Raw genomic sequence first — 26074 nt, 5'->3', positions numbered from 1 at the left:
ATCAGGCCGGATCAGGGAGCGGGGTCCGGTGCCGTGCGTCGCAAGGCGGAGGAGGGCGGCAGGGCGGAGCCCTGCCGACCGACGACAACGCGGCGCGGGGGGTGCGGGGGCCCGCGAGCCCGGCCTGATCCAAACGAGAGGCCCTAGGCGGCCACCACCGGGCATGACCTCAGCAAGACGCACCAGCAACACGGGCACCACCAGTCACCGCCGCGTCCGGGGCGCCCGCAAGCCCCTCATCACCGGACTCGCCGCCACCGCCGCCCTCGTCGGCGCGTGGTACGCGACGCCACTCCCCTCACGGGAGCCTCCTCGACCACGACGAGGCTGCGGATCGCCCGCCTCAAGCCCTGAATGTCACCCCGTCGCCGTAGGTACGAGGTCCGGCGAGGCGACTGCGCCGTCCGTCAGTCGGACCCGTACCTGCGGGCCGCCGTCCCAGCGCACGTGCAGCTCGTCCGTCCCCTCCATCCGTACGGACACCGCCTCCTCCAGGGGTACGGGGTCCGGCTCGGCGGTGAGGCGGGCGACGACGACGAAGAGTGTGGCGTCCTCGGACGTGACTCCGGCGAGCTCGTCGCTGAGGCCGACGGCGGGTCGCAGTTCGGCCCGCAAGCCCTCCCGCGCCGCCCAGCCGGTCACCCGCACCGGCGTCCCGGGCGCCGCGCCCGCCACCAGGTGGGCCCGCACCTCCACCGCCCCGCGCGCGAGCACGAGGCTGGTCACCCGCGCTCCCCCGCCGGCCGTGTGCCGGGAGGCCACCCATCCCTCGCCCACGCCCAGCGGCTCGATGCCGGTACGGCTCGGATCGTCACCGACGATCACACTGTTGTCGTACGAGACGGCGTCCGCCGTGGAGGGCGCCGTCACCGTCGAGTACGCGAGCCGCGTGTAGTACGGGTCGTAGCGGACGTCCTCGCTGCCGTGGTTGTGGAGACGGACCAGGCCGTCCGAACGCGTCGACTGGAGCAGCCAGTTGGGCGGGCCCACCGGACGCACCTCGTCCTCGGTCTCCACCGGCCCGGGTTCCTCCGTCGCCGTCCACACCTCGTGGTCCGCCGGGAGGAGCAGGCCTAGGAAGGCCTTGCTCGCCCAGTAGGGGGATGCCGGGCCCGAGTAGCCCTGCAGGACGGCCTCGTCGGGACCGTGCCAGCCGAGGGTGAGCAGGCCGTGCTCGTCGACGGCACCCCGGTCCAGGAAGTACTTCAGCGCGCCCGACGCCAGCCGGCGGGTCTCCCCGGGCGACAGTGGCGTACGGCCACTCAGCGCGCCCAGCCACAGCGGGGACGTCGTCGCGAAGCGGTACGTCAGGGAGCGGCCCTGGTGCATCGGGGCGCCGTCGCCACCGAACAGGCGGGCGTAGTCGGCGAGATGGGCCTCCAGACGGCCGCCGTAGAGGTCGAGAAGGCGGGCGTCGTCCGCGAGCCAGGCGTGCAGCACCGGGTAGAGGTGCATCGCCCAGCCGTTGTAGTAGTCGAACTTGCGGCCGTCACCGTCCGTGTACCAGCCGTCGCCGACGTACCACTGCTCGATGCGCTCCAGTCCGCGGTCGACCGCCTTGCCGGACGCGTCGGCCTCGTAGCCGATCTCCGCGAGGAAGCCGCCGACCGTGACCGGGAACAACTCCCAGTTGCAGGGCCAGGGTTCGGCGGTGAGGGCATCGCCGAGCCAGGCGGTGGCGCGTTGCCGTACGGCGTCGTCCAGGCGGTCCCAGAGGAGTGGGCGGGTCAGCCGCAGCGCGAGCGCGATCGACGCGGCCTCGACCAGGGGCTGGCTCCGGTCCCCGATGCGGGGCCAGACGCCCGCCACGCCTGCCGCGAGTCCGTCGGCGTAGCGCTCCAGGGCGGTCTCGTCGCGGCGGAAGGCGGCCAGCAGGAGCGTGCGGGCGTAGCCCTCCAGGCCGTCGGAGAGGCGGCCCGACCAGCTCTCGTGGGCTCCGGGGAAGTAATAGAGGGCGCGGTCGGTGGTGGCGTACGGCTCGGTCGCGGCGAGCAGGGCGTCGGCGGCGGCCTCCCAGTGGGCGCGGGTGTAGCCGGTGCGCGGGCTCAGGGTGCGGTCGTCGGGAGGCAGCTGCATGGTTCTCTTTCCTGGTTTCTCGCCTAAGCTTCGGTCGCCCTCGGGGGAGGGCCCTGGGACGCCCCGGTTCCGGTCGAGGCGCCCCAGGAGTTCATCCCACCCGGACCAGGCCCTCCGGCACCAGATGCCGGGCGAGGAGTTCGTCACGGACCAGGCCCGCGTAGACGGTGGCGCCGTGGACGGAGGTGTGGGTGTTGTCGCGCTTCTCGTTGTAGAGGTACAGCGCCTTGGAGCCCTCGACGCCCAGGGACTCCACCAGCGCCTTCGTCTTGGCGGTGAGGTCGATCAGGGGCACGTTCTCGGCGGCGGCGACCGAGCGGATGACGGCCGGGTGGTCGACGCCGAGGCCGTTGACCAGGAGCGCGGTGTTGTTGTTGAGGGTGCCGTCGGCGTTGAACCAGCGGCGCACGATGGGGGTGACGAGCACCGGCTTGCCGCCCTTCTCACGCACGCCGGCCACCAGCGCCTCCAGGTTGGCCCGGTAGGTCGCCTCGTCGGTGGTCTTGTCGTTGTGGGCGAGCTGGATCAGGACCAGGTCGCCGCGGCGGATCTGCGGCTGGACGGTGGCCCAGAGCTGCGGGTTCGACAGGTAGGTGACCGTGCTCTCGCCGGAGTCGGCGTAGTTGGCGACGGACACGCCCTTGCGCAGGTACTGGGGCAGTTGCTGGCCCCAGCCGGAGTACGGGTCGCCGGGCTGGTCGCAGACCGTGGAGTCGCCGACGAGGAAGATCTGGCGGGCGTGCCTGGCCGGCGTGACCTTGATGTCGGCGAGCGCGGGCGCCGAGCCGCCCAGGGCGAGGTCGAGGCCGGGGGTGCCGTCGGGGCCGGTGGGCTCCCCCTCGGGGGTGCGGACATTGACGGTGAAGCTCCGGGCGACGTGCTCTCCGGCCGCGCCGGCCGTCTCGGGCAGCAGGGAGCGCCTGGTCTCGCCGGCGATGCTCGTACTCGACGCCGTGTCGCCGCCGAGGAGGACCTTCACGTCGTACGTGCCGGGCGGGACGTCGAAGTGGCAGGCGGTGGCGGTGCAGTTCTCGAGGCCGAGGGGCCGCTGGCCCCCGTGGGCCTGGGCCGGTACGGCGAGCAGTCCGGTGCTCAGCGTCACCGCCGCCAGCACGGCGAGGTTGAAACGTCTCATTCGCGGCTCCTCGGACAGGGGCAAGACCTGGCGGCTGGACGCTACCGCTGTCGGCAAGCGCTTTCTAGACCCTGGAGCGATTTCACAAGATTGCCAACTCCTTGCTCGCGAAAGCCCTTTCGCGAAATCGATTCAACTGTCACTCTGACCAACCACCCGCACCCCCACCTCCCGAAGGAGGCACCCCCACATGTCCGGATCCGCGAACAGACCGGTCCGTCGCCGCGCCTTCGTCCTCGGCTCCGTGGCCGCCGCCGGCTCCGCCGCACTCGCCGGCCCCCTCGCCACCGCAGCCTCCGCCGCGGGCTTCGGCTACACCGACGACGGCACCCACTACGTCGTCGACACCGGCGCCAACCTGGTCTTCAAGGTCAACAAGTCCAACGGCGACCTGTCCTCGCTGGTCTTCAAGGGCACCGAGTACCAGGGCTACGGCGGAATGAACTCGCACATCGAGTCCGGCCTCGGCTCCTCCGCCGTGTCCATCAAGCAGTCCGGCTCGACGATCCTGATCTCCGTCACGCACGGCACGCTGAAGCACTACTACGCGGCCCGCAGCGGCGAGAACAACGTCTACCTGTGGACCAACAAGGCCGACACGTCCGTCTCCGCCACCCGCTACATCGTCCGCGTCAAGAAGGGCCTGTTCCTCAACGACGAGCCCGACTCCTACACGTACACCACCTCCACCATCGAGGCCTCGGACGTGTTCGCGAAGTCCGACGGCCAGACCCGCTCCAAGCACTTCTCCAAGCGCCGGGTGATGGACTACGACTACATCGGCTGGAGCGCCGGCGGCGTCGGCCTGTGGATCGTGCGCAGCAATCACGAGAAGGCCTCCGGCGGCCCCTTCTACCGCTCCCTGCTGCGCCACCAGAGCGCCGACGGCGGCGGCCTGTACGAGATCCTCTACTACGGCCAGAACCAGACCGAGGACCAGCGCTTCGGCCTCCAGGGCCCGTACGTCATCGCCTTCACGGACGGCGGCGCGCCCTCCTCGTCGCTGTTCCCGGGCACGCTGACCACCTCGTGGGCGGACTCGCTCGGCATCTCCGGGTACGTCGGCGCGAGCGGCCGGGGCCGGGTCGCCGGCGTCGGGATCACCGGGCGGAAGACGGCGTACCCGTACACGGTGGGGCTCGCCAACTCGGCGGCGCAGTACTGGGGTGCGGCGCGGTCCTCCGACGGCTACTACTCGATCGGGGGCGTCCTTCCGGGGACGTACACGCTGACGGTCTACAAGAGCGAGTTGGCTGTATACAGTACACAGGTGACCGTATCCGCCGGAGCGACCACCGCCCTCAACTCGATCGCGATCCCGTCCTCCAACGACCCGAGCAACGCGAGCGCGATCTGGCGGATCGGCGACTGGACCGGCACACCGAGCGGATTCAAGAACGCGGACCTGATGACGTACGCGCATCCGTCGGACTCCCGGGCCGCCGCCTGGACCGGCAACGTGGTGATCGGCAGCGGCAACGAGACCTCGGCGTTCCCCTGCTACCTCTGGAAGGACGTCAACAGCGGTCTGCTGGTGTACTTCAAGCTGACCGCGGCCCAGGCCGCCGCCGCGCACACTTTGCGCATCGGCGTGACGACGGCCTACGCCAACGGCCGCCCGCAGATCGCCGTCAACGGCTGGACGTCGGCCATCCCCTCCCCGCCCACCCAGCCGAGCACCAGGTCCCTGACCAACGGCTCATACCGGGGCAACAACCACACGTTCACCTACAGCGTCCCGGCCAGCGCCTGGTTGACGGACACCAGCCAGTACAACGTGCTGAAGATCAATGTGGTGAGCGGTTCGGGGGCGGCCTCCTACCTCAGCGCGGGCACCTCGATCGACGCGATCGACCTGCTCGCCTGACCTGACCTCAGGTCCCGCGCGTCCACTGCTGGTTGGTTCCTCCGTTGCACGTGTACGTGATGATCGCGGCACCGTTGGCGGTGGACGCGCCGTTCACGTCCAAGCACTCGCCGCTCGCGCGGGACTTGATGTTCACGTAGGAGCCTGTGGTGGTCAGCGACCACTGCTGACTGGCCGCCGAGCCGTTGCAGTTCTCCTGCGTGACGGTGTTGGCGTTCTCCTGCACGCAGAGCGAGCTGCCCCGCACCACGAGCTGGTAGTAGCCGCTGCCGACCGACTTGAACCAGTACTTCTGGTTGGTGCCGCCGTTGCAGTCGTACTGCTTGATCTGCGCGCCCTGCCACAGCGACTGGCTGGTGACGTCGGCGCACCTGGAGGAGTGGCGGGCGATCAGCGTGTTGTACGTGGCGCTCGTGCCGCTGATCGTCCCTGCGGCCGCGTCGATCGTGATCTCCGGGGTCCAGGACATCGACATCGAGGTGGCCGAGGGGAAGGTCAACGGCAGCCACACATAACGGGAGTCGTTGACCGTGCCGCTGAAGGAATTGCCCCAGCGGTCACCCATGTAGAGGTACGAGGTGCCCGAAGTGCCCTGCAGGGGAAGGACGTACGCGGTCTGCGACCCGTACGCCGTCGGGTCGCCGACGTTGGTCATCGCCGACCAGGGGCCGGACAGGGACGTCGCCGTCGCGTACTGCTGCTGGTTGGGGTTCCAGCCCGTCGCGCCCGAGGTGAGCATGAAGTAGACGTTGCCCCGCTTGAACAGCGCCGGTGCCTCGCGGTGACCGCCCGGCCAGGGGTTGGCGACCAGGCTCGCGATGCCGGTGTAGTCGGCGGTGAGCCGGTAGATCTGCAGGTCGTAGTTCTCGCGGGCGGCGGAGACCATGTAGCCGGTGCCGTCGGTGTCGACGAACGTGGTGATGTCCCGGGACATGTGCTGGCCGAGCGGGCGGAAGCTGCCCTGGTAGGTGTAGTTCCCGTCGACCGTGCTGGAGACGGCGACGGCCGCGCGGGCCTCGCTGTAGTCGACGCCGTTCTCCTTGTGCATCCACATCACGAACTTGCCGGTGGACGCGTTGTAGATGACCTTGGGCCGCTCGATGTAGGCGGTGTTCAGCTCGGCGGCGCTGGACTGGGTCAGGACGCGGTTCCTGAACTCCCAGTTCTTCAGGTCGGTGGAACGGTAGACGTCCACGGAGCGGAAGGTGTTGTCGGCGTTGCGGTCCTCGCCGAACCAGTAGTAGTAACTGCCCACCTTGATGACGCCGCCGCCGTGGGCGTGCAGGGCGGCACCCGAAGTGTCGGTGAACTGCACGCCGTTGGGGACGGTCTGCGGGGCCGCCTGGGCGGGGCCTGCCGTCACGAGCGCCCCTGCCAACGCCAGACAGACGGCGAGGAGGATCGCGTACGCACGTCTCATCTCGGTCACTCTCCTTGGACGCCGCGAGCGGGGGTGTCGGCGACAGGGATGCCGAAGTCCGGCGTGCCGTCGGCCTTCCAGCCCAGCCGCTGGATGCGGGTGTGGCGGTTGGGGTCGTTCAGCGGGTCGCCGACGATCTCCTTGTACTGGCGGGCGTGGTAGACGAGGACGTCGGTGCGGCCGTCCTCGGCGACCGTGAAGCAGTTGTGGCCGGGGCCGTACTGCTTGGTGGTGTCGTTGCTGGTGAAGACCGGTGTCGGAGACTTGGTCCAGTTCGCCGGGTTCATGAGGTCGGCGTCGGCGTCGACCGTGAGCAGACCGAGGCAGTAGTGGTAGTCGGTGGCGCTCGCCGAGTACGACATGAACAGGCGGCCGTTGCGCTTGATGACCGACGGGCCCTCGTTGACCTTGAAGCCGATGGTCTCCCAGTCGTACTCCGGTGTGGTGAGCCGCACCTGAGGGCCCGTCAGGGTCAGCGGATCGGCCATCTTCGACAGCCAGACCGCGGTGTTGTTACCCATGTCCGGCTCGTGCTGCGCCCAGGCGAGGTAGCGGCTGCCGCGGTGGGTGAAGGTGGTGGCGTCCAGGGAGAAGGTCTCCCAGGCCGTCTTCAGCTGCCCGCGTTCGACCCACGTGCCCTTGAACGGGTCGGGGTGGGAGTTCTCCAGGACCCAGATGCGGATCGCCCAGATGTCCTCGGCGGGCGCGGAGGCGAAGTAGACGTACCACTTGCCGTCGATGTGGTGGATCTCCGGCGCCCAGATGTGGGCGCCCATGACACCGGTGGCGTGCTTGCGCCAGATGACGGCCTCGTCGGCGGTCGCGAGTCCGCGCAGGGTGCGGGAGCGGCGCAGGATGATCCGGTCGTATTCGGGGGCGGTGGCCGTGAAGTAGTAACGGCGGTCGGTGTGACGGTGGATGTGGGGGTCGGCTCGGTTGCGGACCAGCGGGTTGACGTACGGGGCGGCCGCACCCGCGCCCGCCGGGGAACTCGCGGCCTGCGCCAGGGTGGGCACAGCGGTGAGCGCGCCGGCCGCCAGGGCGCCCTTCATCAGCAGTCTTCGGTTCATGTGCACTGCCTCTCGAAGTAGGGGGACACAGGTGACACAAAAGAAAACAGAAACGTTCGGCATACCGCACAAGTTCTGTCATTCCGAACGCCGAAAAGGTAAGGGCGCGTTACAGCCAGGTCAACGGGTCGGACGAGACGAAAGGGAAAGCCCTTTCGAAACCCGGTTCGGGGCCAACTTTCTGTTATCGCCACTGGCCCTGCCGCGTCTCCACCGGTGTGCGCAGCCATATCCACACCACAGCAACGGCAGCCGGCGCCCTCGCGGCAGTCGCCGCCCTCCTGACCACGGCTCCCCCGGCCGTGGCCGCGGGCTCGCGGGACGTCACCGCCGATGTGCTCGCGGACCGGGACGTGACCCTCACCGGCGACACCGTGGTCACCGTCCCCGCGGGGACGACGACGTACGACGGCGTCCTGCGCGGCGAGGGCACGCTGACCGTGCGCGGCAGCGGGACGCTGATCCTCACCAAGGACAGCGACTTCACGCTGCCGAAGTCCCGGCAGCGGCAGGTGGTGAGGACACCGGGAGGCAACCACCCGTACGTCACCGTGTCCCGCCCGGACCCGCCGGCCGTCACCGTGGAGAAGGGCGCCACACTCCAGTACGGGAACGGCGGCACCACCGGGCTGATCGGCCACTTCCCGTACAACACCCCGGCGTTCCGGCTCAACCAGGACAACATCCGGGTCGACGGCACCCTGCGACTGTCCCTGACGAGCGCCTACAACCTGGGCACCGTCAGCGGCTCCGGGCTGATCACCCAGCCGCGCTTCCTCTGGGGCACCTGGGATCTCTCGGGCACCCACCCCTTCTCCGGGGTGATCGACAACGGCACGCAGGTGAACACCGGACGGCCGGAGTACGCCACCTCACTGCCGAACGTGCGCAAGGTCCTCAACCAGGGCACCTGGACCGTGGACACCCCGCTGGGCCAGACCGTCACCCAGCGGATGGACTTCTACCAGCGCGAGTACGGCAGCGACATCAACGTCCAGTCCCGGCCGGGCAGCAAGGTGATCCTCACGGGCCAGTACAGCTGGTCGAACCAGGGCGGCGACACCAACCCCTCGCTCAGTGATCCGGCCCTGAACTGGACGCCCGCGCGGAAGAACGTGAACAAGCGCGGCACCAACATCAAAGGCGCGAACGTCCAGTGGGGCGACGGGACGACGAACAAGATCTTCATGCCGGGGACCGCCGAGACCGTCTACATCAACCTGCTGGCGGCCCGCTCCCGTTCACTGCTCACGTTCGACTACAACGGCCCGGTGACGCTGGGCGCCCCCATCGGCGGCGGCAGGTTCCACGACACGCTCTCCGCGCCCGGCGCCGGGGACATCGTCATCAAGGGGACGAAGGGCAACGACGTCACCTTCGCCGCCGTCCAGTACTACGACGGCTCGACGACCGTCGAGAAGGGCGCCGTGCTGCGGCTGGGCTCCGGCACGTCAGGTGGCGACGGCGGCCTCTACACCAAGGGCGACCTCTACAAGGTGGTCGACAACGGCTCGCTCGTGCTGAACAACACCCGCAAGTCGCTGACCCTGTCCCGGATCAGCGGCAGCGGGTCGCTCACCCAGTCCGGGGCCGCGTCGGCGACCCTGTCGGGGAGCGCGGTGACCTACACGGGGACGACGACGGTCAAGAAGGGCACGCTGGCCCTGCGGGACGGGGCGACCCTCTCCCACAGCAAGGCCATCCGGCTCACCTCGACGGACGCGACGCTGGATGCCGGCACCGCGGGGCTGCGGGTGGCTGCCACGCTCACCGGCAAGGGCACAGTGAAGGGAGCGGTGACCAACGAGGGCGTGGTCGCCGGGGGGCTCGCGGTGGCAGGTGACTACACGCAGCGCGGCAAGGGTCAACTGGTCCTGCGCGACAAGCCGTTGAAGGTGTCCGGAAAGGTCCGGCTGGCCGGGGAGCTCGACCTGTCCGCCGCGGGGACCACGACTGCGCGCGAGATCCGCGTACTGGACCACACCGGTTCCGCGAAGACCAGCGGGGCGTTCAGCGGGCTGCGTGAGGGTGGTGCGGTGAAGCTGGGCGACACGGTCTACCGGATCAGCTACCGGGGTGGGGACGGGAACGACGTGGTCCTCACGGCAGTGTCGGGGAGCCCGACGCCATCCGCTCGCGGCAAGGCGGCACCTGCCGGTGCCGCGGCGGCCGGGACGGGTACGGAGAACACCGCGAGCAGTGGGCTGGGGTGGTGGCCGTACGTGCTGGCGGTGGGCTTTTTGCTCGGGCTGATGCTGCCGATGACGAAGCGGCGGCGCAGGGGTGGGCGGCATGCGGCGCATCGGTAGCCACGCCCGGTGAAGGGCCGACGCAGGGAGTGTGCTCCCCTGGCCGCCCCGGCGGGTGGCCAACCGTCCGCTGTAGCCTGCGATTGATCGACAACTTGGCATGAACGGGGGAGACATGAGTGTGGACACGGTGCGGGCGGCGTCCCGAGTGGTGGGCCGCCGTACCACCCTGCGCTACCTCGCCGTCGGTGTCGGGGCCTCCCTGCTCGCGGCGTGCAAGGGCAGCGACAAGACGAACCGCGGCGACGGGACGGGCGGAGACGGAGGGGGTGGAAAGAGCCCCTCGCCGACCACAGGTGTGGCCGGCAGGGCCCTCGCGGCCTTCGTGCGCGGCTCGTGGAAGATCACCTCGGAGACGACTGGCGGGAAGACCGTCTCGTACTCCGCGGTGATCGACGACGGAGTGTGGACGCTGGACTTCGGGGGCGGGAAGACCCAGAAGGGCACCTGGGCGCTCCGGGCCGGCCGGCTGGCACTGCGCGTCCCCGAGCACCTGGGCGGCGACAGCTCCGACGAACTGACCGACGGGCTGCCGACAACGTGCCGGCGACGGTCGGTGACTCGGTGTCCCTGCTGCTGCCCTGGCAGCCGCCCGGATTCCCGGACACCGACTCCGGGCAGCAGCTCGACGTCAACTACACCAAGAAGAGCGGCGTCCTGCGCATTCGCCACATGGAGGCGAGCGGCATGACCATCCACACCTGCACCCGGGCGTGACCGCCCCGGCGCCGACTGACCGGGGCAGGTCTACGGACGCCCGCTCGGCGCCTGCGGGAACCCGAGGAGTGGGGCCAGGGTGCGGGCCTCCCGCGCCCAGTCCGCCAGGAAGGCGAGCACCAGCCCCCGCTCCCGGTAACGGAGTTCGGCAGACACCGTGCGGGTGCCTCCGTAGTCGAGTTGTTCCTCGCCCGCGCGGGCCAGCATCAACGCCGTGAGCCAGTCGTACTTGACGGCACTGGCGCAGACCGCGAGCCGTACGAGACGCTCGTCGCCGTGCCAGTCGGTGCTGCGCAGGCCCTGCAGGTAGGCGTCGTAGGCCTTCGCCGCGTACACGGGCAGATGGGCGGCCGGGAGGAACAGGTCGAAGACGGAGTCGGGGAGGTGGTTGCCGAGGTCCTCGCCGAGGGCGCCGTCCCCGGCGAACGCCCAGTCGAGGGCGACGGAATCCGGGCCGTCGCAGCGGACGTTCGCGGGCCACATGTCGAGGTGGCAGAAGGCGCGTGGCAGGGTCTCCATGACCTGGAGGAACCACTCGCGGTCGTGGTGGAGGCGGACCATGTCCCGGCGCAGGCCGGGCGGGAAGTGGTCGCGGACCAGGGGCTGTTGCCAGGCCTCGTCGTCGTCCAGGAGATCCTCGCCGAGGACGTTGACGCTGACGTACTCGCGCAGGAAGCGGTGGCTCAGCCACGGCCGGTCCACCTCGCCGACAGCGCCCTGCGCCGCGCCCAGCCGACCGGCGTGCTCGACGTGCCGGTCGATCGTCCACCGCGTCGCGGACTCGCCCTGCACGTCCTCCAGCCACAACGCCACGTCCCCGTCGGCCCGTTCGACACAGGCGAGCAGCCGGGGCGCGCGGACGCCGTACCGCTGCCAGGTCTGGGCGAGCCCGGACTCGTAGACGTGGGCCTCGCGCCGCCAGTGGTTCCAGTGCCGCGGGTCGTCCGAGGCCGCCCAGCGGCCGTCGGTCTCCTTGGTGCGGGTGAGCACCTTCAGTACGGCGGACCGGTCTCCGGCGCGGGCCCTCCACACCCCGCGCGTGACCCCGTTCCTGGGGTTGTGGGTGAGGGGCTCGAAGCGGGCCGGCCCGCTGAACGGCCCGAGCATTTCCTTGACTTCGGCGTACGCGACATCGGTGTCAGGCAGCATTCCGCAAGGCTAGGACCTGTCGCTTGGATCATGCCGCAGACGCGGGGTCCTGCCCTGGTCGGTGAGATCGTGATCTACGGCCGAGAAACGTAAGCTGGGCATGGTGGTCACTCCAGGCACCCTCGGTAGGAGGTGGTGCGTGATGACACACGACGGCGAGCTGAGAGTGCATGTGCGGAGCGAGCTGGATGCACTGTCCCCAGCCGTGTTCGAGGCGCTGACCGTACCGCGGGTACTGGCCCGGTGGTGGGGCCCCGACGGATTCAGCGTCCCGAAGGTGGAGATCGACCTGAGGCCGGGCGGCAGCTACCGGATCGCGATGCAGCCCCCGGAAGGCGAGCTGTTCTACCTGGTGGGCGAGTACATCGACGTCGATCCCCCGCTCCATCTGTCGTACACCTTCCGCTGGGAGGATCCCGACCCCGAGGACCAGGAGACGGTGGTGACGGTGTCGATCCAGGACACCGACATCGCTCGGGCCGAGTTGGTCGTCGACCAGGGCGACTTCGTCACGGAGCGGCGGCGGGCTCTTCACGAGGAAGGCTGGATTCAGGGCATCGGCAAGCTGGGGGAGATGTTCTCGGCCCCATTGGACTGATCCCGGGTGGCTCCCCACGACGGCGATGGCGACGGCGGGCCTCAGGGGCCCTCGCACTATGAACGCCCGATGAGGTCGCGTGGTCTGGTGCCGTGCGTCGCAAGGCGCCGGAGAGCCCTGGATGGGCCGGAGAGCCCTAGGGTCTTTCGTTTGGATCAGGCCGGATCAGGGAGCGGGGTCCGGTGCCGTGCGTCGCAAGGCGGAGGAGGGCGGCAGGGCGGAGCCCTGCCGACCGACGACAACGCGGCGAGGCGCGGTGCCGGGGCCCGCGAGCCCGGCATGATCCAAACGAGAGGCCCTAGATCAGGGGCCCCGGCTCGAGCGCAGCCGAGAGTGGGTGAGGAGCTACTCGGGCTTTTCGGCAACGCGGCGCGCTGCCAGGCCGCGCGCCCCGGGCGGGCATGGCGCAAGGGCCCCTCAGGCCGCCTGAGCCGTCTCCGCACGCCCGCGCAGCCACACGTACACCGGAATCCCCGCGAACAGGAACAGCACGCCCTGGTACACGGCCGCGTAGCCGGCGCCCGCGATCAGCCAGAAGGAGAAGGCGAACGAGAGGGCGGCAACGATGAGGTCGCGGACGAGACCGGCGGGGCGGACCTGCTCGCGGGTGCCCTTCGCGAGCCAGTAGAGCTGGGCCGCCGCCGACAGGAGGTACGGCACGCAGCCGGTGAAGGTGGTGATGAGGACCAGGACGCGGAACGTGGTGTCCGGACCCGCGGTGTAGTTGAGGCCGATGAGAGCCGTGCCGAGGATCGCGACGGCCCACACGCCGAAGCCGGGCACCCCGCCCTTGTTGACCTTGGCGAAGGGCGCCGGGAAGAGTCCGTCGCGGGCGGCGGCGTACGGCATCTGCGCGGCCAGCAGGATCCAGCCGTTGAGGCAGCCGGTGATGGAGGCGACGGCGACCAGCGCGATCGCCGTGCCGCCCCAGGAGCCGCCGGTGATCGTGTTGACCGCGTCGGCGAAGGGCGCGCCGGAGTCGACCAGCTTGTCGTGCGGGACGAGGCCGAAGACGGCGACGGTGCCGAGGATGTAGACGAGGGCGGAGGCCAGCGTGCCGAGGACGCTCGCGCGGCCCACCGTGCGCTCGGGGTCGTCGACCTCACCCGCGCTGACCGCGGCCGATTCGACACCGAGGAAGCTGTAGAGAAGCAGCGCGGCGGAGGCGGCGAGGGCGCCGGGGACGCTGTCGCCGGTGGCGTTGAACGGGCCGTAGTTGTCGGCGTCGACGAAGAACAGGCCGACGGTGGCGACCAGCAGCAGGGGGACGAACTTCAGCACCGTGGAGACGATCTGCACCGCGCCGACCCAGCGGGTGCCCGCGAAGTTCGCGGCGGCCGGCAGCCACAGCGCGGCGAGCGCGACGATCCCTTCGAGGGCGTGGTTGCCGTGCAGCGGTATGAGGACGTCGACGTAGCCGACGACCGCGACGGCGAGCGCGGCGATGCTGACCCAGCACATCGTCCAGTACGACCAGGCCGAGAGGAATCCGGCGAACGGGCCGAACGCGTCGCGCGGGTAGACGTACAGGCCGCCCGTGACCGGGCTGCGGCGGGCGAGCTTGCCGAAGAGCAGGGCGAGCAGTACGGCGGCGACCGAGAGGACGACGAAGGCGAGCAGGCTGAGCGTGCCGTACGGGGCGACGGCGGCGGGCAGCGCGAAGATGCCGCCGCCGATGATGTTGCCCATGACGAGGGCGGTGGCGGCGGCCAGGCCGAAGGTGCGGCGACGCGTGGGGAGCGGCTTGCCCTCGGGTTCCGTCGGGTCCGTGGCTTCGGTGGGGGTGGGGGCAGTCATGGCGGTTCCTGGCGGTCCGGGGGGAGGAAGGACGGGTGAAGGGGGGCGGGGAGGGGGGCGGGGAGGGCGTGATCGTAACCCGGCATCCCACATCGTGGGCGATCTGTTCATGTACTGGACACATGCGGCTGTCGTCCGGCCGTTCGACTAGCGTCGTGACATGACCAGCGAGACCCCTTCCTCCGCCGCCCAGCCCGCCTCGCCGTCCCTCGCGGAAGCACTCGCCGCGGGCACCGTCGTCCTCGACGGCGGCATGTCCAACCAGCTCGAGTCCGCCGGGCACGACCTGAGCGACGCGCTGTGGTCCGCGCGGCTCCTCGCCGAGCGGCCCGAGGCGATCACCGAGGCGCACCTCGCCTACTACGAGGCGGGCGCGAACGTGGCGATCACCTCCAGCTACCAGGCCACCTTCGAGGGCTTCGCGCGGCGCGGCATCGACCGCGAGGAGGCGACCCGCCTGCTCGGGCTGAGCGTGGAGCTGGCCCGCGAGGCGGCCGCGCAGGCCCACGCCAAGGGTGTGGCGCGTCCGCTGTGGGTGGCCGCGTCGGTCGGCCCGTACGGGGCGATGCTGGCCGACGGCTCCGAGTACCGGGGCCGCTACGGGCTCGGGGTCGACGAGCTGGAGCGCTTCCACCGGCCCCGCCTGGAGGTTCTGGCCGCCGCGCGTCCGGACGTGCTGGCCCTGGAGACGGTCCCCGACGCCGACGAGGCCCGGGCGCTGCTGCGGGCGGCGCGTGGTCTCGGGGTGCCGGCCTGGCTGACGTACACCGTGTCCGGCGACCGCACACGCGCGGGGCAGCCGCTGGAGGAGGCCTTCGCCCTGGCCGCCGACGCCGACGAGGTGATCGCGGTCGGCGTGAACTGCTGCGCCCCCGAGGACGTGGACGGCGCCGCCGCGATCGCCGCGCGGGTGACCGGGAAGCCGGTCGTGGTCTACCCGAACAGTGGCGAGGCCTGGGACGCCGAGGCCCGTGTCTGGCAGGGCCGCTCCACCTTCACCGCCGAGCAGGTCCAGGGCTGGCATGCTGCCGGGGCACGCCTGATCGGCGGCTGCTGCCGGGTGGGCCCGGAGGCGATCGGGGCGATCGCGCGGACGCTGGCGCCGGCGGCGGGTTGAGGGACGCACTGCCCTGACCGCCGGCGATGGCGGCCCCGACGCCCACGTAACCCATGCCGCTTCCCCTCCCCCACTGCTAGCCTCCGCAGCGGGAACCGGTTGCCCTGGGCGGCCGTTGTTCCCACGGGGAGAGGGGCCGGGGGGAATGACCAGGAAGAACGGGGACACGGGGCGCAGCACCATCCGGGACGTGGCCGCCCGGGCGGGTGTGTCGGCGTCGACGGTGTCGCGGGTGCTCGGCGGGGTGTACCCGGTGAGTTCGGCGACCCGGACGAGCGTGATGCACGCGGTGCGGGAGTTGGACTACGTCGCCGACGCGCGCGCCAAGGCGATAGCGGGCGTGGGGACACCGACGCTCGCGTTCGTCCTGGAGGACATCACCGGCCCGTCGTTCGCGCACATGGCGCACGGCGTGGAGCGGGAGGCGCACCGGCTCGGCCATCTGAGCCTGGTGTGCAGCACGGAGGGCGACGTCCGGCACGAACTGGAGTTCGTCGAGATGATGCGGGCCCAGCGGGCCGCGGCCGTGATCCTGGTCGGCGGCACCGCCGACACGCCGGAGTACCGCGACCGCACGCGCCGTATCGCCGACTCACTCGCGGCGGTCGGCTCCCGCCTGGTGCTGTGCGGCCGTCCGCCGCTGGGCCCGGGGGCGCCGGTGACGGTCATCGAGTACGACAACGAGGGCGGCGCGTACGCCCTTGTCGCCCACGTCCTCGCCCAGGGACACCGGCGCGTCCTGTTCCTCGGCGGGAAGGCGGACCACACCACGGCGCAGGGCCGGGAGCGCGGCTACCTCGCCGCCCACCGCGCCCGCGGCCTGGAGCCCGACCCGGCCCTGCTGCTGCACGGCGACTTCACCCGGGACGCGGGCCACCGTCTGATGCGCCGAGCCCTGCAGGAGGGGCCGGAGTTCACGGCGGTCGTCGCCGCCACCGACATGGTCGCCGCGGGCGCGCTCGCCGCCCTGCGCGAGGCGGGCCTGGACGTGCCGGGTGATGTGTCCCTGGCGGGCTACGACGACATTCCCTTCGCCCGCGACCTGTACCCCGCCCTCACCACCGTCCACGTCCCCTACGAGGAGTTGGGCCGCCTCGCCGTCCGCTCGGCGCTGGGCAGAAGCGCGGACGCCCCGCCGGAACACCTGCTTTTGGGCACGCACGTGGTGGTGCGGAACTCTGTTGCGGCGGTCTGAACAAGGCGCCGTGACGCGTGCTGTCGTGTGCCGGGTGCGGCTCGTCGGTGGCTGGTCGCGCAGTTCCCCGCGCCCCTGAGGTGGGTCCACTCACCGTCGCCCCACTACCTCAGGTTCACGAGCCGGGCCCGAGCCACCGCGCGCCCGTACCTCCCTCGTACGGGATCTTGCCCCGTGTCGCGGCGCGTTCCTATCCTCGACCAGGAAAGCAACCGGTTTCTACGGAAGTGCGCCCCCATGACCTCCGGCCCGATCCGTCCCACCCGCCACGCCCGCACCGCCCTGCACCCCGCGACCGACGCGCACATCACCGGCGGGTTCTGGGCGGAGCGGCGGCGGATCAACGCCGAGGTGAGCATCCCGCAGGGCCCCGAGAGACTGGAGCAGGCCGGCAACCTCGCGAACCTGCGGGCCGCCGCTGTCGGCGACGGAACCTACAGCGGTGACTTCCCCTTCCAGGACTCCGACGTGCACAAGTGGCTGGAGGCGGCGTCCTGGCAGCTCGCGGAGGAGCCCGGGCTGGCCGAACTGGCCGCCCGCGTCGATGCGTTGACCACCCTCCTCGCCGCGGCCCAGCGACCGGACGGCTACCTCCAGACCTACTTCCAGGTCGCCCGCCCCGACCGGCGCTGGCACGACCTGGCCTGGGGACACGAGTTGTACTGTGCGGGCCATCTGGTTCAGGCCGCGGTCGCGCACCACCGGGCGACCGGGCGGCCCGAACTCCTCGCGGTAGCCATGCGGTTCGCCGAACACATCGACGCGACCTTCGGCCCGGGCGGGACGGTCGATGGAGTATGCGGTCACCCCGGGATCGAGACCGCGCTGGTGGAGCTGTACCGGGAGACCGAGGAGCGCCGCTGGCTCGACCTCGCCGCGTACTTCGTCGGCCGGCGCGGCCACGGTCTCCTCAACGCCGATGCCGACCCCCGCCCGGGGCACGCCTATTGGCAGGACCACACCTCGGTGCGCGCCGCCACGTCGGTCACCGGTCACGCCGTGCGGCAGCTGTACCTGCTGGCCGGCGTGGCGGATCTGGCCGCCGAGACGGGGGACTCGGAGCTGCGTGCCGCCTCCGAGCGGCTGTGGGACGCCATGGTGTCCGCGAAGACGTATCTCACCGGCGGTGTCGGCGCCCGGCACGAGGGCGAGTCGTTCGGGGAGGCGTACGAGCTGCCTCCGGACCGGGCGTACGCGGAGACCTGCGCGGCGATCGCCTCCATCCAGTGGTCGTGGCGGATGGCGCTGCTGACCGGCGAGGCGAAGTACTCCGACCTCGTCGAACGCACCCTCTACAACGGCTTCCTGTCCGGCGTCGGCCTGGACGGCGACAGCTGGCTGTACGTCAACCCGCTGCAGGTGCGGGAGGAGTACGAGGATGTGGGCGAGGCCGACCAGGGGGCCCGCCGCACGTCGTGGTTCCGCTGCGCGTGCTGTCCGCCGAACGTGATGCGGCTGCTCGCGTCGCTCCCCCACTATCTGGCGAGCGGTGACGAGGAGGGGCTGCAACTCCACCAGTACGCGACCGGCGGGTACGCGGCGGGCGGCGGCCGGGTGCGCGTGGTGACGGACTACCCGTGGGACGGGCGGATCGCGGTCACGGTGGAGGAGGCACCCAAGGACCGTGACTGGACGCTCAGTCTGCGCATCCCGTCCTGGTGCACCGCCTTCACCGCGGCCGCCCCGGACGGGGACCCGCCCGCCGAGACCAGCCCGGGGTGGCTGCGCCTGCGCCGCCGCTGGCGCCCCGGCGACACGCTCATCCTCGACCTGGACCTGGGTGCCCGGCTGACCCGCCCCGACCCCCGCGTGGACGCCGTCCGCGGCTGTGTCGCGATCGAGCGGGGGCCGCTCGTGTACTGCCTGGAGGGCGTCGACCAGGAGCCCGGCACCCGCTTCGCCGATCTGACCCTGCCGGACGGCGGGCATCTGACGGTCACGCCCGCGCCCGAGCTACTGGGCGGGGTGAGTGTGATCACTGCCGACGGACGGTGCCGGAGCGACGGAGCCGCCGTACCACTGACCGCAGTTCCGTACTGCGTGTGGGCGAACCGTCGGCCGGGGCCGATGCGGGTGTGGGTTCCTCAGACGTGAGGGCGCGGGTGGCGTCGGCCGCCGCCCACAGCACCAGTTCGGGATCCCGCAGACCGTATACGGTATGCGGATCGTCCACCGTATCCGGACCACCGTCGCCGAAGACCCGCACCGGATGCGAGACGTCCCACGGCTCCCACCCCGGGTCCCCCTCGGCGACGAACCGCACCCACGCGCCGTGCATGGCGTCCGCGAGCTGCTGCGGGGCGTCCTCGCCGGCCAGCTTCGCGGACTCGGGCACGTCACCGGTGTCGAAGACGAAGCCGAGCTCCAGGGCGTGGCAGGCGCCGAGGCCGGGCAGCAGCGAGGGCCAGACGAACTCGTAGACGTACGAGGATCCGGGCCGGGCGTCGGCCAGGCGGTGCAGCGGCAGGCGCAGCAGGTGGTCGGTGACCATCTGGCCGACGACCTCCGCGGTGCCCGCCTCCGGGTGCAGGGTGCGGTAGCCGCGGACCACCTCGTGGCCGCAGTGGCAGCGGGCCATGGCGCCGGCCAGGGCCACCGCGCCGAGCCGGTCGACACGCTCCAGGAGGCCGCCCGGGACCAGCCACAGCCGGTACTCGTCGCGGGTCCAGCCCATCATCAGGTCGACGTCCTGGGCCACGTCCCCGGCGACGAGGGCCTCCAGCGGGTCGCGGGGCACCATGTCGCCGTCGACCACGATGCCGAAGGCGGGCCCGCCGAGGACGGGACTGCTGAGGCGGCCCACCTCGGCCTGGGCGCGCAGCAGCAGGTCGCGGTCGACGGCGGCGAAGGCCTCGGCGGTGGCGGGGACCTTCAGCCGGGCCGCCATCCTGCGCACCATGCGCCGTACTTTGTCCCGGTCGCTCGCCTCGGGCGGCCCGCTCTGCAGCACGGCCCGCCGGAACAGTCCCTGCGCCTGCGGGGCGGCGATCAGGGCACCGACGCTGATGGCGCCGGCCGACTGGCCGCACAGGGTGACCCGGTCGGGGTCGCCGCCGAAGGCCGCGATGGAGTCGTGGACCCAGCGCAGGGCGGCGAGCTGGTCGCGCAGGCCGGGGTTGGCGGGGGCGTCCGGGAACAGCCCGTAGCCCTCGACGCCCAGCCGGTAGTTCACCGAGACGAAGACGATCCCGTCGCGCGCGAAGGGGTACCCGTCGTAGACCGGTACGGCCGAGGAGCCCCGGGTCAGGGCACCGCCGTGCAGCCACACCAGGACCGGGAGCCGGGCCCCGTGGCCCGGCTCCGGTGTCCATACGTTCAGATTGAGGCAGTCGTCCCCGGGCACCACCGGGTCGGACAGGTACTGCGCGAACGCCTCCGAGTACGGCGGTTTCGGTGGCGTCGGCCCGAAGGTTCCCGCGTCCCGCACACCGTCCCAGGGTTCGGGCGGCTCGGGGGGCAGGAAGCGGCGGGGGCCGAAGGGCGGGGCGGCGTAGGGGATGCCGCGGAACACCGCGATCCCGTGCTCGTGTCGGCCGCGTACCGCCCCGTGGGGCGTGGTGACCACGGGGTTCGCCCGGTCTGCCGTCATACGCCCACCAGCCCTTCGCCGCACTCGTGCACCGGTAACACCAGAGCACCACCATGACGCAAGGTATTCCGGTGCACGAGCCTGTAGGAGGGCTATTTGGCGTACATCAGGGTGCCGAAACCCAGCTGGTCGAAGCCGCCGCTGGTGGAGCCGTAGTCCCCGCCGCCGCCCTCGGGGGCGACGGAGAAGCACATCTGGGAAATGTACTTGTCGTCCAGGCCGACGCGCCGGTTGTAGTGGTAGTGGAGCATCGCCCACACCGGACGGACCTGACCGCGGGAGGCGGAGGAGATGACGGTCTGTGAGCTCTGGGCGCAGCTCTGGCCGGTGCCCCAGGTGTAGGTGGTGTAGGGGACGTCGTTGCCGAGGTTGTACTTCGCGACGTACTGGGCGCCCTTCATGAAGCGTCGGCTGTCGTAGGAGTACAGATCCTCGCCCTGGTTCCAGGCCATCTCGCAGATCGCGCCCATCTGGCCCATGCCCATGACGGTGTGACCCTGGTCGCGGCCCGACTCCTGCCACTGGCCGAGGTCGTAGCCGTCGACGTTGCTGTAGAGGAACGGCACCGCGTGCTGGATGGAGCCGTTGCCCGCGCCGGACTTGAAGTAGGTGACGGCCTGGTCGTACTTGGCGCCGTCCTGGTTGAGGATGCCGATGGCCAGGACGGAGGCCATGTTGCAGAGGTCCCAGTTGGCCCAGTAGTTGGTGATGCAGGCGTCGTTGTGGCCGGTGAGGAACTGGTTGTTGAGGGGGTAGAAGACCTTGACCATCATCTCCTGGAAGCGGGCGAGGTCGAACCCGCTGTAGTCGCGCATGAGTTCGGCTGCGTTGGCGAACTGCCAGCCGTAGATGCCGGCGGCGAGGAACCGGTCCGCGTTTCCGGTGACCGTGGTCAGGGTCGACGACCATGCGTTGAGGATGTTCGCGGCGCACCGCGCGTTGGCCTCGGTGCCGCCGACCTGCCAGCGCAGGGCGTTCTGATAGGCGGCGGCGATGTCGTTGTAGAGGAGGCTGTAGTTCTCCCCGGTGCCGCCGCGGATGATCGTCGCGGTCGCGCGGGGCGTCCAGGTGGACTGGGAGTGGGAGTTGGCGGTCAGCTTGTTCCAGCCGGACAGCCAGGGGTCGTCGCCCGCGGCGACCCTGACCTTGGCCCGGTTGATGTCGCCCCAGTTGTGCAGCATGCCGGGGTGGGTCCAGGTCCCGGGGGCCGCATCCGCTGGGGTGACGGCGGCGGACCCGGCGCCGAGGGCGACGGCGGCGGTGAGACCGCCGGCGGTCCTGAGCAGACCGCGGCGGCTCATCGGGGTGTGCTGGGGGTGCTCGTGGGGGGAAGTGCGGCTCATGGTGGTGCACTCCAATCCGTGGGGGGATCAGGTTGTGGCAATGCTCACCTCGTCGAACTCTGAGGTGCAGAGGGCCTGTTGGTTGCGGGAGCAGACCACCAGGCCCACGTGGTAGGGGGCGTCACCGAACAGCGGGACCGAGCCCTCGGCGAGGGGGGTCCAGGTGGCGCCGTCGTCGGTGGAGACGGCTGCGGCGAAGGCGGTCCCGGTGCGCTTCAGCCGCAGCAGCAGGGGCAGTTGGACCGCCTTCGTCCCCGTGAAGGCGGAGGCTCCGGCCACTGTGGGCCGCAGCATGAGCTGTGCGGTGGTCCCGCCGGTGACGATCACCCCGGCCGCCTGGTCGAACGGCGACAGCGACTTCGCCATCAGCACTCCGACCCGGTCGGCGGTGGCGCCGCTGCGGGAGACCAGACGGGCGGTGATCTCGCAGTCGCCGGTAATGGGATGCCGTACGAAATGGCCCGTCATGCCCTGGGAGTTGACGTTGAGGTCGGTCCCGGCGCCCTGCACGGTGAACGTGCCGTCGGCGTGGGCCGCGTCGCCGGGGGTGAGGACGGCGACGACGCCGAGCGTGCCGTACGCGCTCCGGTCGAGGACCACGTCTCCGAGGTCGCCGTGGGTCCAGGGGGCGGGCAGGGGGGTGTTCTTGGCGACCGTCGGCTGCGTGGGGGCGGCGGTGACGGTCGGCAGGACGGCGTGCGCCGAGCTCGAACGCGGGCCGCAGCCCGCGCAGTTCGTCTTCGCCACGACGTAGTGGTACGTCGTCCCGGGTGTGCCGGTGGCGTCGGCGTAGCGGATGCGGGTGCCGAAGCCGACCGGGCCGATGCCGGTGGCGATGCTCTCGTAGGAGCCGTGGGCGCGGGTGGACCTGAGCACGGTGTAGCGGGCCGAGAGGTCCGGGTCGGTCCAGGACAGCCCGATGCCGTCGGCGCCGGGGGTGGCCTGGAGGTCGGTGGCGGTGCGGGTGGGGGGCGGGACGCGCCAGACGTCGCCGTCGGGCGAGGTGACGCTGACGTTGTCGAAGGCACCGGTGCCGGTCTCGGCGTAGTCCTCGTCGACGCCGAGGCAGGAGGTGAGGGCGAGCCCGGCGTACACGGTGTGCGGCATGTCGTCGACGTCGGTCGTACCGACGACCGTCCACTGCCTTCCGTCGGCGGAGATCGAGCCGGTGAGGCGCCGCCCCTCCCGCTTCACCCGCACCCAGTAAGGCGCCCGCAGCCGGTATCCGTCCCCCGCGCCCTCGACGTACGGCGCCTCAAGCGGCGTCGCCGACTCGGGCAGCGCGCCTAGGTTGGAGATGGGGAAGGAGGCGCTGGTGCTGATCGCCTGTTGCTGGCTGGGCGGCACGGGGGTGCTGCCGGTCGCGGACACGGCCGCCCCGGCCTGCGGGCGTACGGTCCACACACCGCTCCAGGTGTGCAGCGGCAGGCCCTGGATGAGCATCGAGGCGTGCGCGGCGTCCGGGTCGAGGGAGGCGCGGACGGTGACGCCGATCTTGGCGTACTGGGAGCTGAGCGGCCACACGATCCGGGCGGTGACCGTGCCGTCGCCACGCAGGGGCAGGTACGCGAGGCGGTAGGAGTCGGCCGTGCCGGACGCCTCCAGCACGAACCGCTCCCCGTCATAGACGGCCGAACCCGGGATCTTCACGTCGCCGACGTCACGGGTCGACCAGGGGGCGGGGAGGCCGGCGGTGGTGACCGCGAGGGCCGAACTGGCGCTCACGCCGGTCGCGTTGGCGGCGGTGACCGTGTAGTAGTAGGTGCGTCCGGCGCCAACGCTCCGGTCGACGTAGGTCGGCTGGTCGACGTCGGAGGCGATCGTCTCGTACGGGCCCTCCGGGGCGGTGGCACGCTGGACGCCGTAGCCCTTGGCCCAGGCCGAGGGCAGCCAGGAGACGGTGACGGCCCGGTCCTCCCCCAACGCGGTGACGCCGGCCGGGGGTGTGGGTGTGGTGGGCTCGGGGGCTGTGGCGCCGGCGTAGGCGAAGGTGCCCCAGCTGGGCAGGTCGTCGTTGCTGCCCTCGACGGCGCGGGCGCCGCCGGTGCCGCGGAAGACGGCGGCCTTGGTGGCTGGGGTGTCGAGGCCGCGGACGCCGGCGTAGTGGGCGTAGTACATCTCGTAGATCGGGGGCAGGGTGCCGCGTCCGGTGGCCGAGACGGTCTTCTTGATGTACTTGCCGGTGCGGTCGAGGTCGGGGGTGAAGGGGACGTCGCCGCCGAGGTTGTAGCGGGCGGCGTACTCGGCGTTGGCGAGAATGCGGTTGTCGTCATAGGCCCACAGGTCGACGCCCTGGTTCCACGCGACCTGGGCGGCGTCGCCCAGCAGGCCGACGGCGAGCTGTTCGTGGCCCTGGTCGCGGCCGCTCTCCTGGCCCTGGCCGGCGTCGGTGACGACGCGGTGCGCAACGCTGCCGTTGCCCGCGCCGTCGGCGGCGAAGCGCAGGGCGTCCTCGAAGAGGGTGCGCTCCTCGCAGAACACGCCGATGGCCAGGATGGTCTGAATGGCCGTCAGGTCCCAGTTGCCGTTGGCGTAGAGCATGTAGCCGGAGACGGCGGGATACCAGACGTCGAGGAGGGAGCGTTCGCAGCGGGCGATGTCGGCGTCCGTCCAGCCGTCGTAGCCGGTGTGGCGCAGCAGTTCGGCCGCGTTGGCGAACTTGAAGGCCTGCAGGCCCGCGCCGAGCGGGCCGTCGGCGCCGGTGATGATCGTCAGGGAGGACGACCAGGCGTTGAGGATGTCGCGGGCCTTGTCGGCGTGCGCGCGGTCGCCGGTGACGGCCCAGAGCAGGGCGTTCTGGTAGGCGGCCGCGGAGTCGGCGACGGCCTGGTTCTGGAAGTTGGTGGGGCCACGGCCCCAGGACGTGATCTGGCCGGTGTTCTGAACGGTGTACGTGCTCTGCGAGCGGCTGTGGGCGGCGAGCGCGAGGTAGCCGTCGTAGACCGGTGACTCCTTGGCGGCGACCGCGGCCCTCATCCGGGCGAGGTCGGCGGCGCTGTGCAGGAGGCCGGGGTGGGCGAAGGCGAACCCGGAGGGGGCGTCGGTGGTCTCCGCTGCCCGGGCCGCGGGCACGAACAGGGCGTTCGTGCCCGCGGCGAGCAGCAGCGCCGTGGACGACTTCAGCAGGCCGCGGCGGCTGATGGTGCTCACTGTGCTGCTGCCTCCGCCTCTGCGGTGGTGAGGAACTTCAGGTCGAGGACGTGCTCGTTGTAGAACCACTGGACGGCGTCGGTGGTGTAGTACCAGGTCGGCTTCTTCATCGAGTCGGCGATGACCTTGCCGTTGATCACCAGGTTCTCGAAGGTGACGTTCTTGATGGCGTGGTCGGCGTCATAGCCGAGGAAGAGCGACGGGTTGGCGTGCGTGCCCGTGTAGGTGAGGTTCTTGACGTAGACGTCCTCGATGCCGCGGCCGACCGAGGTGTTGTACTTCGGGTTGTACATCACCTTCATGTAGATGACCTGGCCCCAGCGGAAGTCCTCGATCCGTACGTCCTCGATCAGCACGTTCTTGATGAGGTTGGAGTCGCCGGGGTTGAGGGCGATGCAGCCCTGGTAGTTCATCTGGGGTTCGCGGTGGTCGAGGACGTCGATGTTCCTGATGACGAGGTTCTCGAGCGTTTCGGGGTTGTCGGTGTTGCCGTGCGTGCCCACGTTGATGGGGTGGGCGACGTCGGCCCACAGAGTGCAGTTCTGGATGGTGATGTCGCGGGTGTCGCCGTAGTAGTCCCAGCGGTGGCAGTAGATGGCGAAGCAGTCGTCGGAGTTGCGCATGAAGCAGCCGTCGAAGACGATCCCGGTCGAGGAGAAGACGTCGAAACCGTCGCCGTTGCCCTTCGAGCTGAACGAACGCGCCTTCTTGACGTGGACGTTCTCGCTCATGCCGAACGTGCCCGCGTAGCCGTTCGGGTTCATGATGATGACGTCCTCGACGCGGATGTTCTTGCTGCCCTCGCAGAGGATGCCGCCGGGGCCGGCGGTGATCATGCCGTGGCCGACGAGGGCTGCCTTCTCGACGTTCTTGAAGAACACCTGCGCCCTGAGGACGGCGCCGCCCGCGAGGTACACCGTCTTGCCGCTGGGGACGGTGAGGACGTTGCCGGGGACGGTGTGGTCACCCGGGCCGAAGTAGATGACGTCCGGGTCGTCGGCCGAGGGCGGGTCGGGGTCGATGCGGTTGGTGATGACGTGCAGACAGTCGAAGATCTCGTCGTTGATCTGGACGACCACGTCACGCGGCTCGTCGAGGGTGAACCGCAGGGTGTCACCGAGGAGTTCGGGCGTGATGCCGAGCGCGTCCGGTCTCACCCGCGCCTTGGTGGTGCCGCCCTTGAGGTAGGTGATCTCCAGCTCGACGGAGCCGCGGAAGTCGAAGTACACCATGGACGTGTTGTAGACCTTGCCGGAGCCGGTGGTGGCGTTGATCTCCTCCAGCTGCGGACGCCAGATGTCGAGGTTCTGCCACTCGCCGTCGGGGGCGGTGCGCACCCGCACCTTGAAGCTGGTGTTGGTCGGCATGGTCGCCGGGCGTGGGTAGGTGACCAGCTGGGGCGCTGCGTTGTTGTCGTCCGCGCGGGCCGCCGTCGCCGTCAGGCCGCCGGACAGACCGGCCGCGAGCACGGTGGCACCCGCCGCCTGGAGGGCGGTACGGCGGGACAGGGGCGTGTTCATCCAGAACTCCTTGCGAGGGATG

General features: G+C 70.8%; 17 protein-coding genes. 7 read left to right on the top strand and 10 right to left on the bottom strand.

Annotated elements, in window-relative coordinates:
- Positions 1-357: 357 nt before the first annotated feature.
- Positions 358-2076 carry a DUF2264 domain-containing protein gene (locus tag AC067M_RS20475; RefSeq protein ID WP_478698411.1) on the bottom strand — a complete coding sequence of 573 codons (1719 nt, stop codon included), beginning with the start codon at positions 2074-2076 and terminating at the stop codon, positions 358-360.
- Positions 2077-2167: 91 nt separating this feature from the next.
- A complete protein-coding gene (locus AC067M_RS20470) occupies positions 2168-3211 on the bottom strand; it encodes a rhamnogalacturonan acetylesterase (RefSeq protein ID WP_478698410.1) in 1044 nt (347 codons plus the stop codon).
- A 190-nt stretch (positions 3212-3401) separates the two neighbouring features.
- On the opposite strand from AC067M_RS20470, the gene AC067M_RS20465 reads away from it, so the two are divergent.
- Entirely contained in the window at positions 3402-5078 is a 1677-nt protein-coding gene (locus AC067M_RS20465; protein ID WP_478698409.1) for a rhamnogalacturonan lyase B N-terminal domain-containing protein, read from the top strand.
- Between the two features lie 7 nt (positions 5079-5085).
- On the opposite strand, the gene AC067M_RS20460 is transcribed toward AC067M_RS20465, so the two are convergent.
- Both AC067M_RS20460 and AC067M_RS20455 read right to left on the bottom strand, forming a co-directional pair.
- Positions 5086-6498: an RICIN domain-containing protein gene (locus AC067M_RS20460; RefSeq protein ID WP_478698408.1), complete on the bottom strand. Its 1413-nt coding sequence runs from the start codon at positions 6496-6498 to the stop codon at positions 5086-5088.
- 5 nt (positions 6499-6503) lie between these two features.
- Positions 6504-7568: a glycoside hydrolase family 43 protein gene (locus AC067M_RS20455; RefSeq protein WP_478698407.1), complete on the bottom strand. Its 1065-nt coding sequence runs from the start codon at positions 7566-7568 to the stop codon at positions 6504-6506.
- Positions 7569-7786: 218 nt separating this feature from the next.
- Between AC067M_RS20455 and AC067M_RS20450 the strand changes: the two genes are divergently transcribed.
- The gene (locus AC067M_RS20450; RefSeq protein ID WP_478698406.1) at positions 7787-9877 is read left to right on the top strand and encodes an autotransporter; all 2091 of its coding nucleotides are present in this window, start codon (positions 7787-7789) and stop codon (positions 9875-9877) included.
- A 540-nt stretch (positions 9878-10417) separates the two neighbouring features.
- Positions 10418-10594, top strand: coding sequence for a hypothetical protein (locus tag AC067M_RS20445; protein ID WP_478698405.1), 177 nt, complete (start codon positions 10418-10420; stop codon positions 10592-10594).
- 30 nt (positions 10595-10624) lie between these two features.
- Here AC067M_RS20445 and AC067M_RS20440 read toward each other — a convergent pair whose 3' ends face one another.
- Complete coding sequence (locus AC067M_RS20440; RefSeq protein WP_478698404.1) at positions 10625-11743, bottom strand: protein kinase family protein; 1119 nt, start codon at positions 11741-11743, stop codon at positions 10625-10627.
- Between the two features lie 142 nt (positions 11744-11885).
- Here AC067M_RS20440 and AC067M_RS20435 point away from each other — a divergent pair, with 142 nt between their 5' ends.
- Positions 11886-12341 (top strand): SRPBCC family protein, encoded by a 456-nt coding sequence (locus AC067M_RS20435; RefSeq protein ID WP_478698421.1) that lies wholly within the window; start codon positions 11886-11888, stop codon positions 12339-12341.
- Between the two features lie 417 nt (positions 12342-12758).
- Here AC067M_RS20435 and AC067M_RS20430 read toward each other — a convergent pair whose 3' ends face one another.
- Positions 12759-14138, bottom strand: coding sequence for an amino acid permease (locus tag AC067M_RS20430; RefSeq protein WP_478698403.1), 1380 nt, complete (start codon positions 14136-14138; stop codon positions 12759-12761).
- A gap of 160 nt (positions 14139-14298) precedes the next feature.
- Between AC067M_RS20430 and mmuM the strand changes: the two genes are divergently transcribed.
- The 3 genes from mmuM (at position 14299) to AC067M_RS20415 (ending at position 18544) form a co-directional block, all read left to right on the top strand.
- The gene (gene mmuM, locus AC067M_RS20425) at positions 14299-15255 is read left to right on the top strand and encodes a homocysteine S-methyltransferase (protein WP_478698402.1); all 957 of its coding nucleotides are present in this window, start codon (positions 14299-14301) and stop codon (positions 15253-15255) included.
- 145 nt (positions 15256-15400) lie between these two features.
- Positions 15401-16450 carry a LacI family DNA-binding transcriptional regulator gene (locus AC067M_RS20420; protein WP_478698401.1) on the top strand — a complete coding sequence of 350 codons (1050 nt, stop codon included), beginning with the start codon at positions 15401-15403 and terminating at the stop codon, positions 16448-16450.
- Between the two features lie 237 nt (positions 16451-16687).
- The gene (locus tag AC067M_RS20415; RefSeq protein ID WP_478698400.1) at positions 16688-18544 is read left to right on the top strand and encodes a glycoside hydrolase family 127 protein; all 1857 of its coding nucleotides are present in this window, start codon (positions 16688-16690) and stop codon (positions 18542-18544) included.
- On the opposite strand, the gene AC067M_RS20410 is transcribed toward AC067M_RS20415, so the two are convergent.
- The 4 genes from AC067M_RS20410 to AC067M_RS20395 form a co-directional block, all read right to left on the bottom strand.
- Positions 18426-20039: a carboxylesterase/lipase family protein gene (locus AC067M_RS20410; RefSeq protein WP_478698399.1), complete on the bottom strand. Its 1614-nt coding sequence runs from the start codon at positions 20037-20039 to the stop codon at positions 18426-18428. The genes AC067M_RS20415 and AC067M_RS20410 overlap by 119 nt on opposite strands.
- Positions 20040-20131: 92 nt before the next feature.
- Positions 20132-21382: an alginate lyase family protein gene (locus AC067M_RS20405; RefSeq protein WP_478698398.1), complete on the bottom strand. Its 1251-nt coding sequence runs from the start codon at positions 21380-21382 to the stop codon at positions 20132-20134.
- Between the two features lie 27 nt (positions 21383-21409).
- Positions 21410-24532: an alginate lyase family protein gene (locus AC067M_RS20400; RefSeq protein ID WP_478698397.1), complete on the bottom strand. Its 3123-nt coding sequence runs from the start codon at positions 24530-24532 to the stop codon at positions 21410-21412.
- A complete protein-coding gene (locus tag AC067M_RS20395; protein WP_478698396.1) occupies positions 24529-26052 on the bottom strand; it encodes a glycosyl hydrolase family 28 protein in 1524 nt (507 codons plus the stop codon). Before AC067M_RS20395 ends, AC067M_RS20400 begins: the two co-directional genes overlap by 4 nt.
- Between the last annotated feature and the right edge of the window lie 22 nt (positions 26053-26074).

The sequence above is a fragment of the Streptomyces sp. NPDC043427 genome (assembly GCF_056436655.1).
Note: the sequence above shows the minus strand (reverse complement) of the source record. Positions and strands in the feature narration are given on the sequence as shown.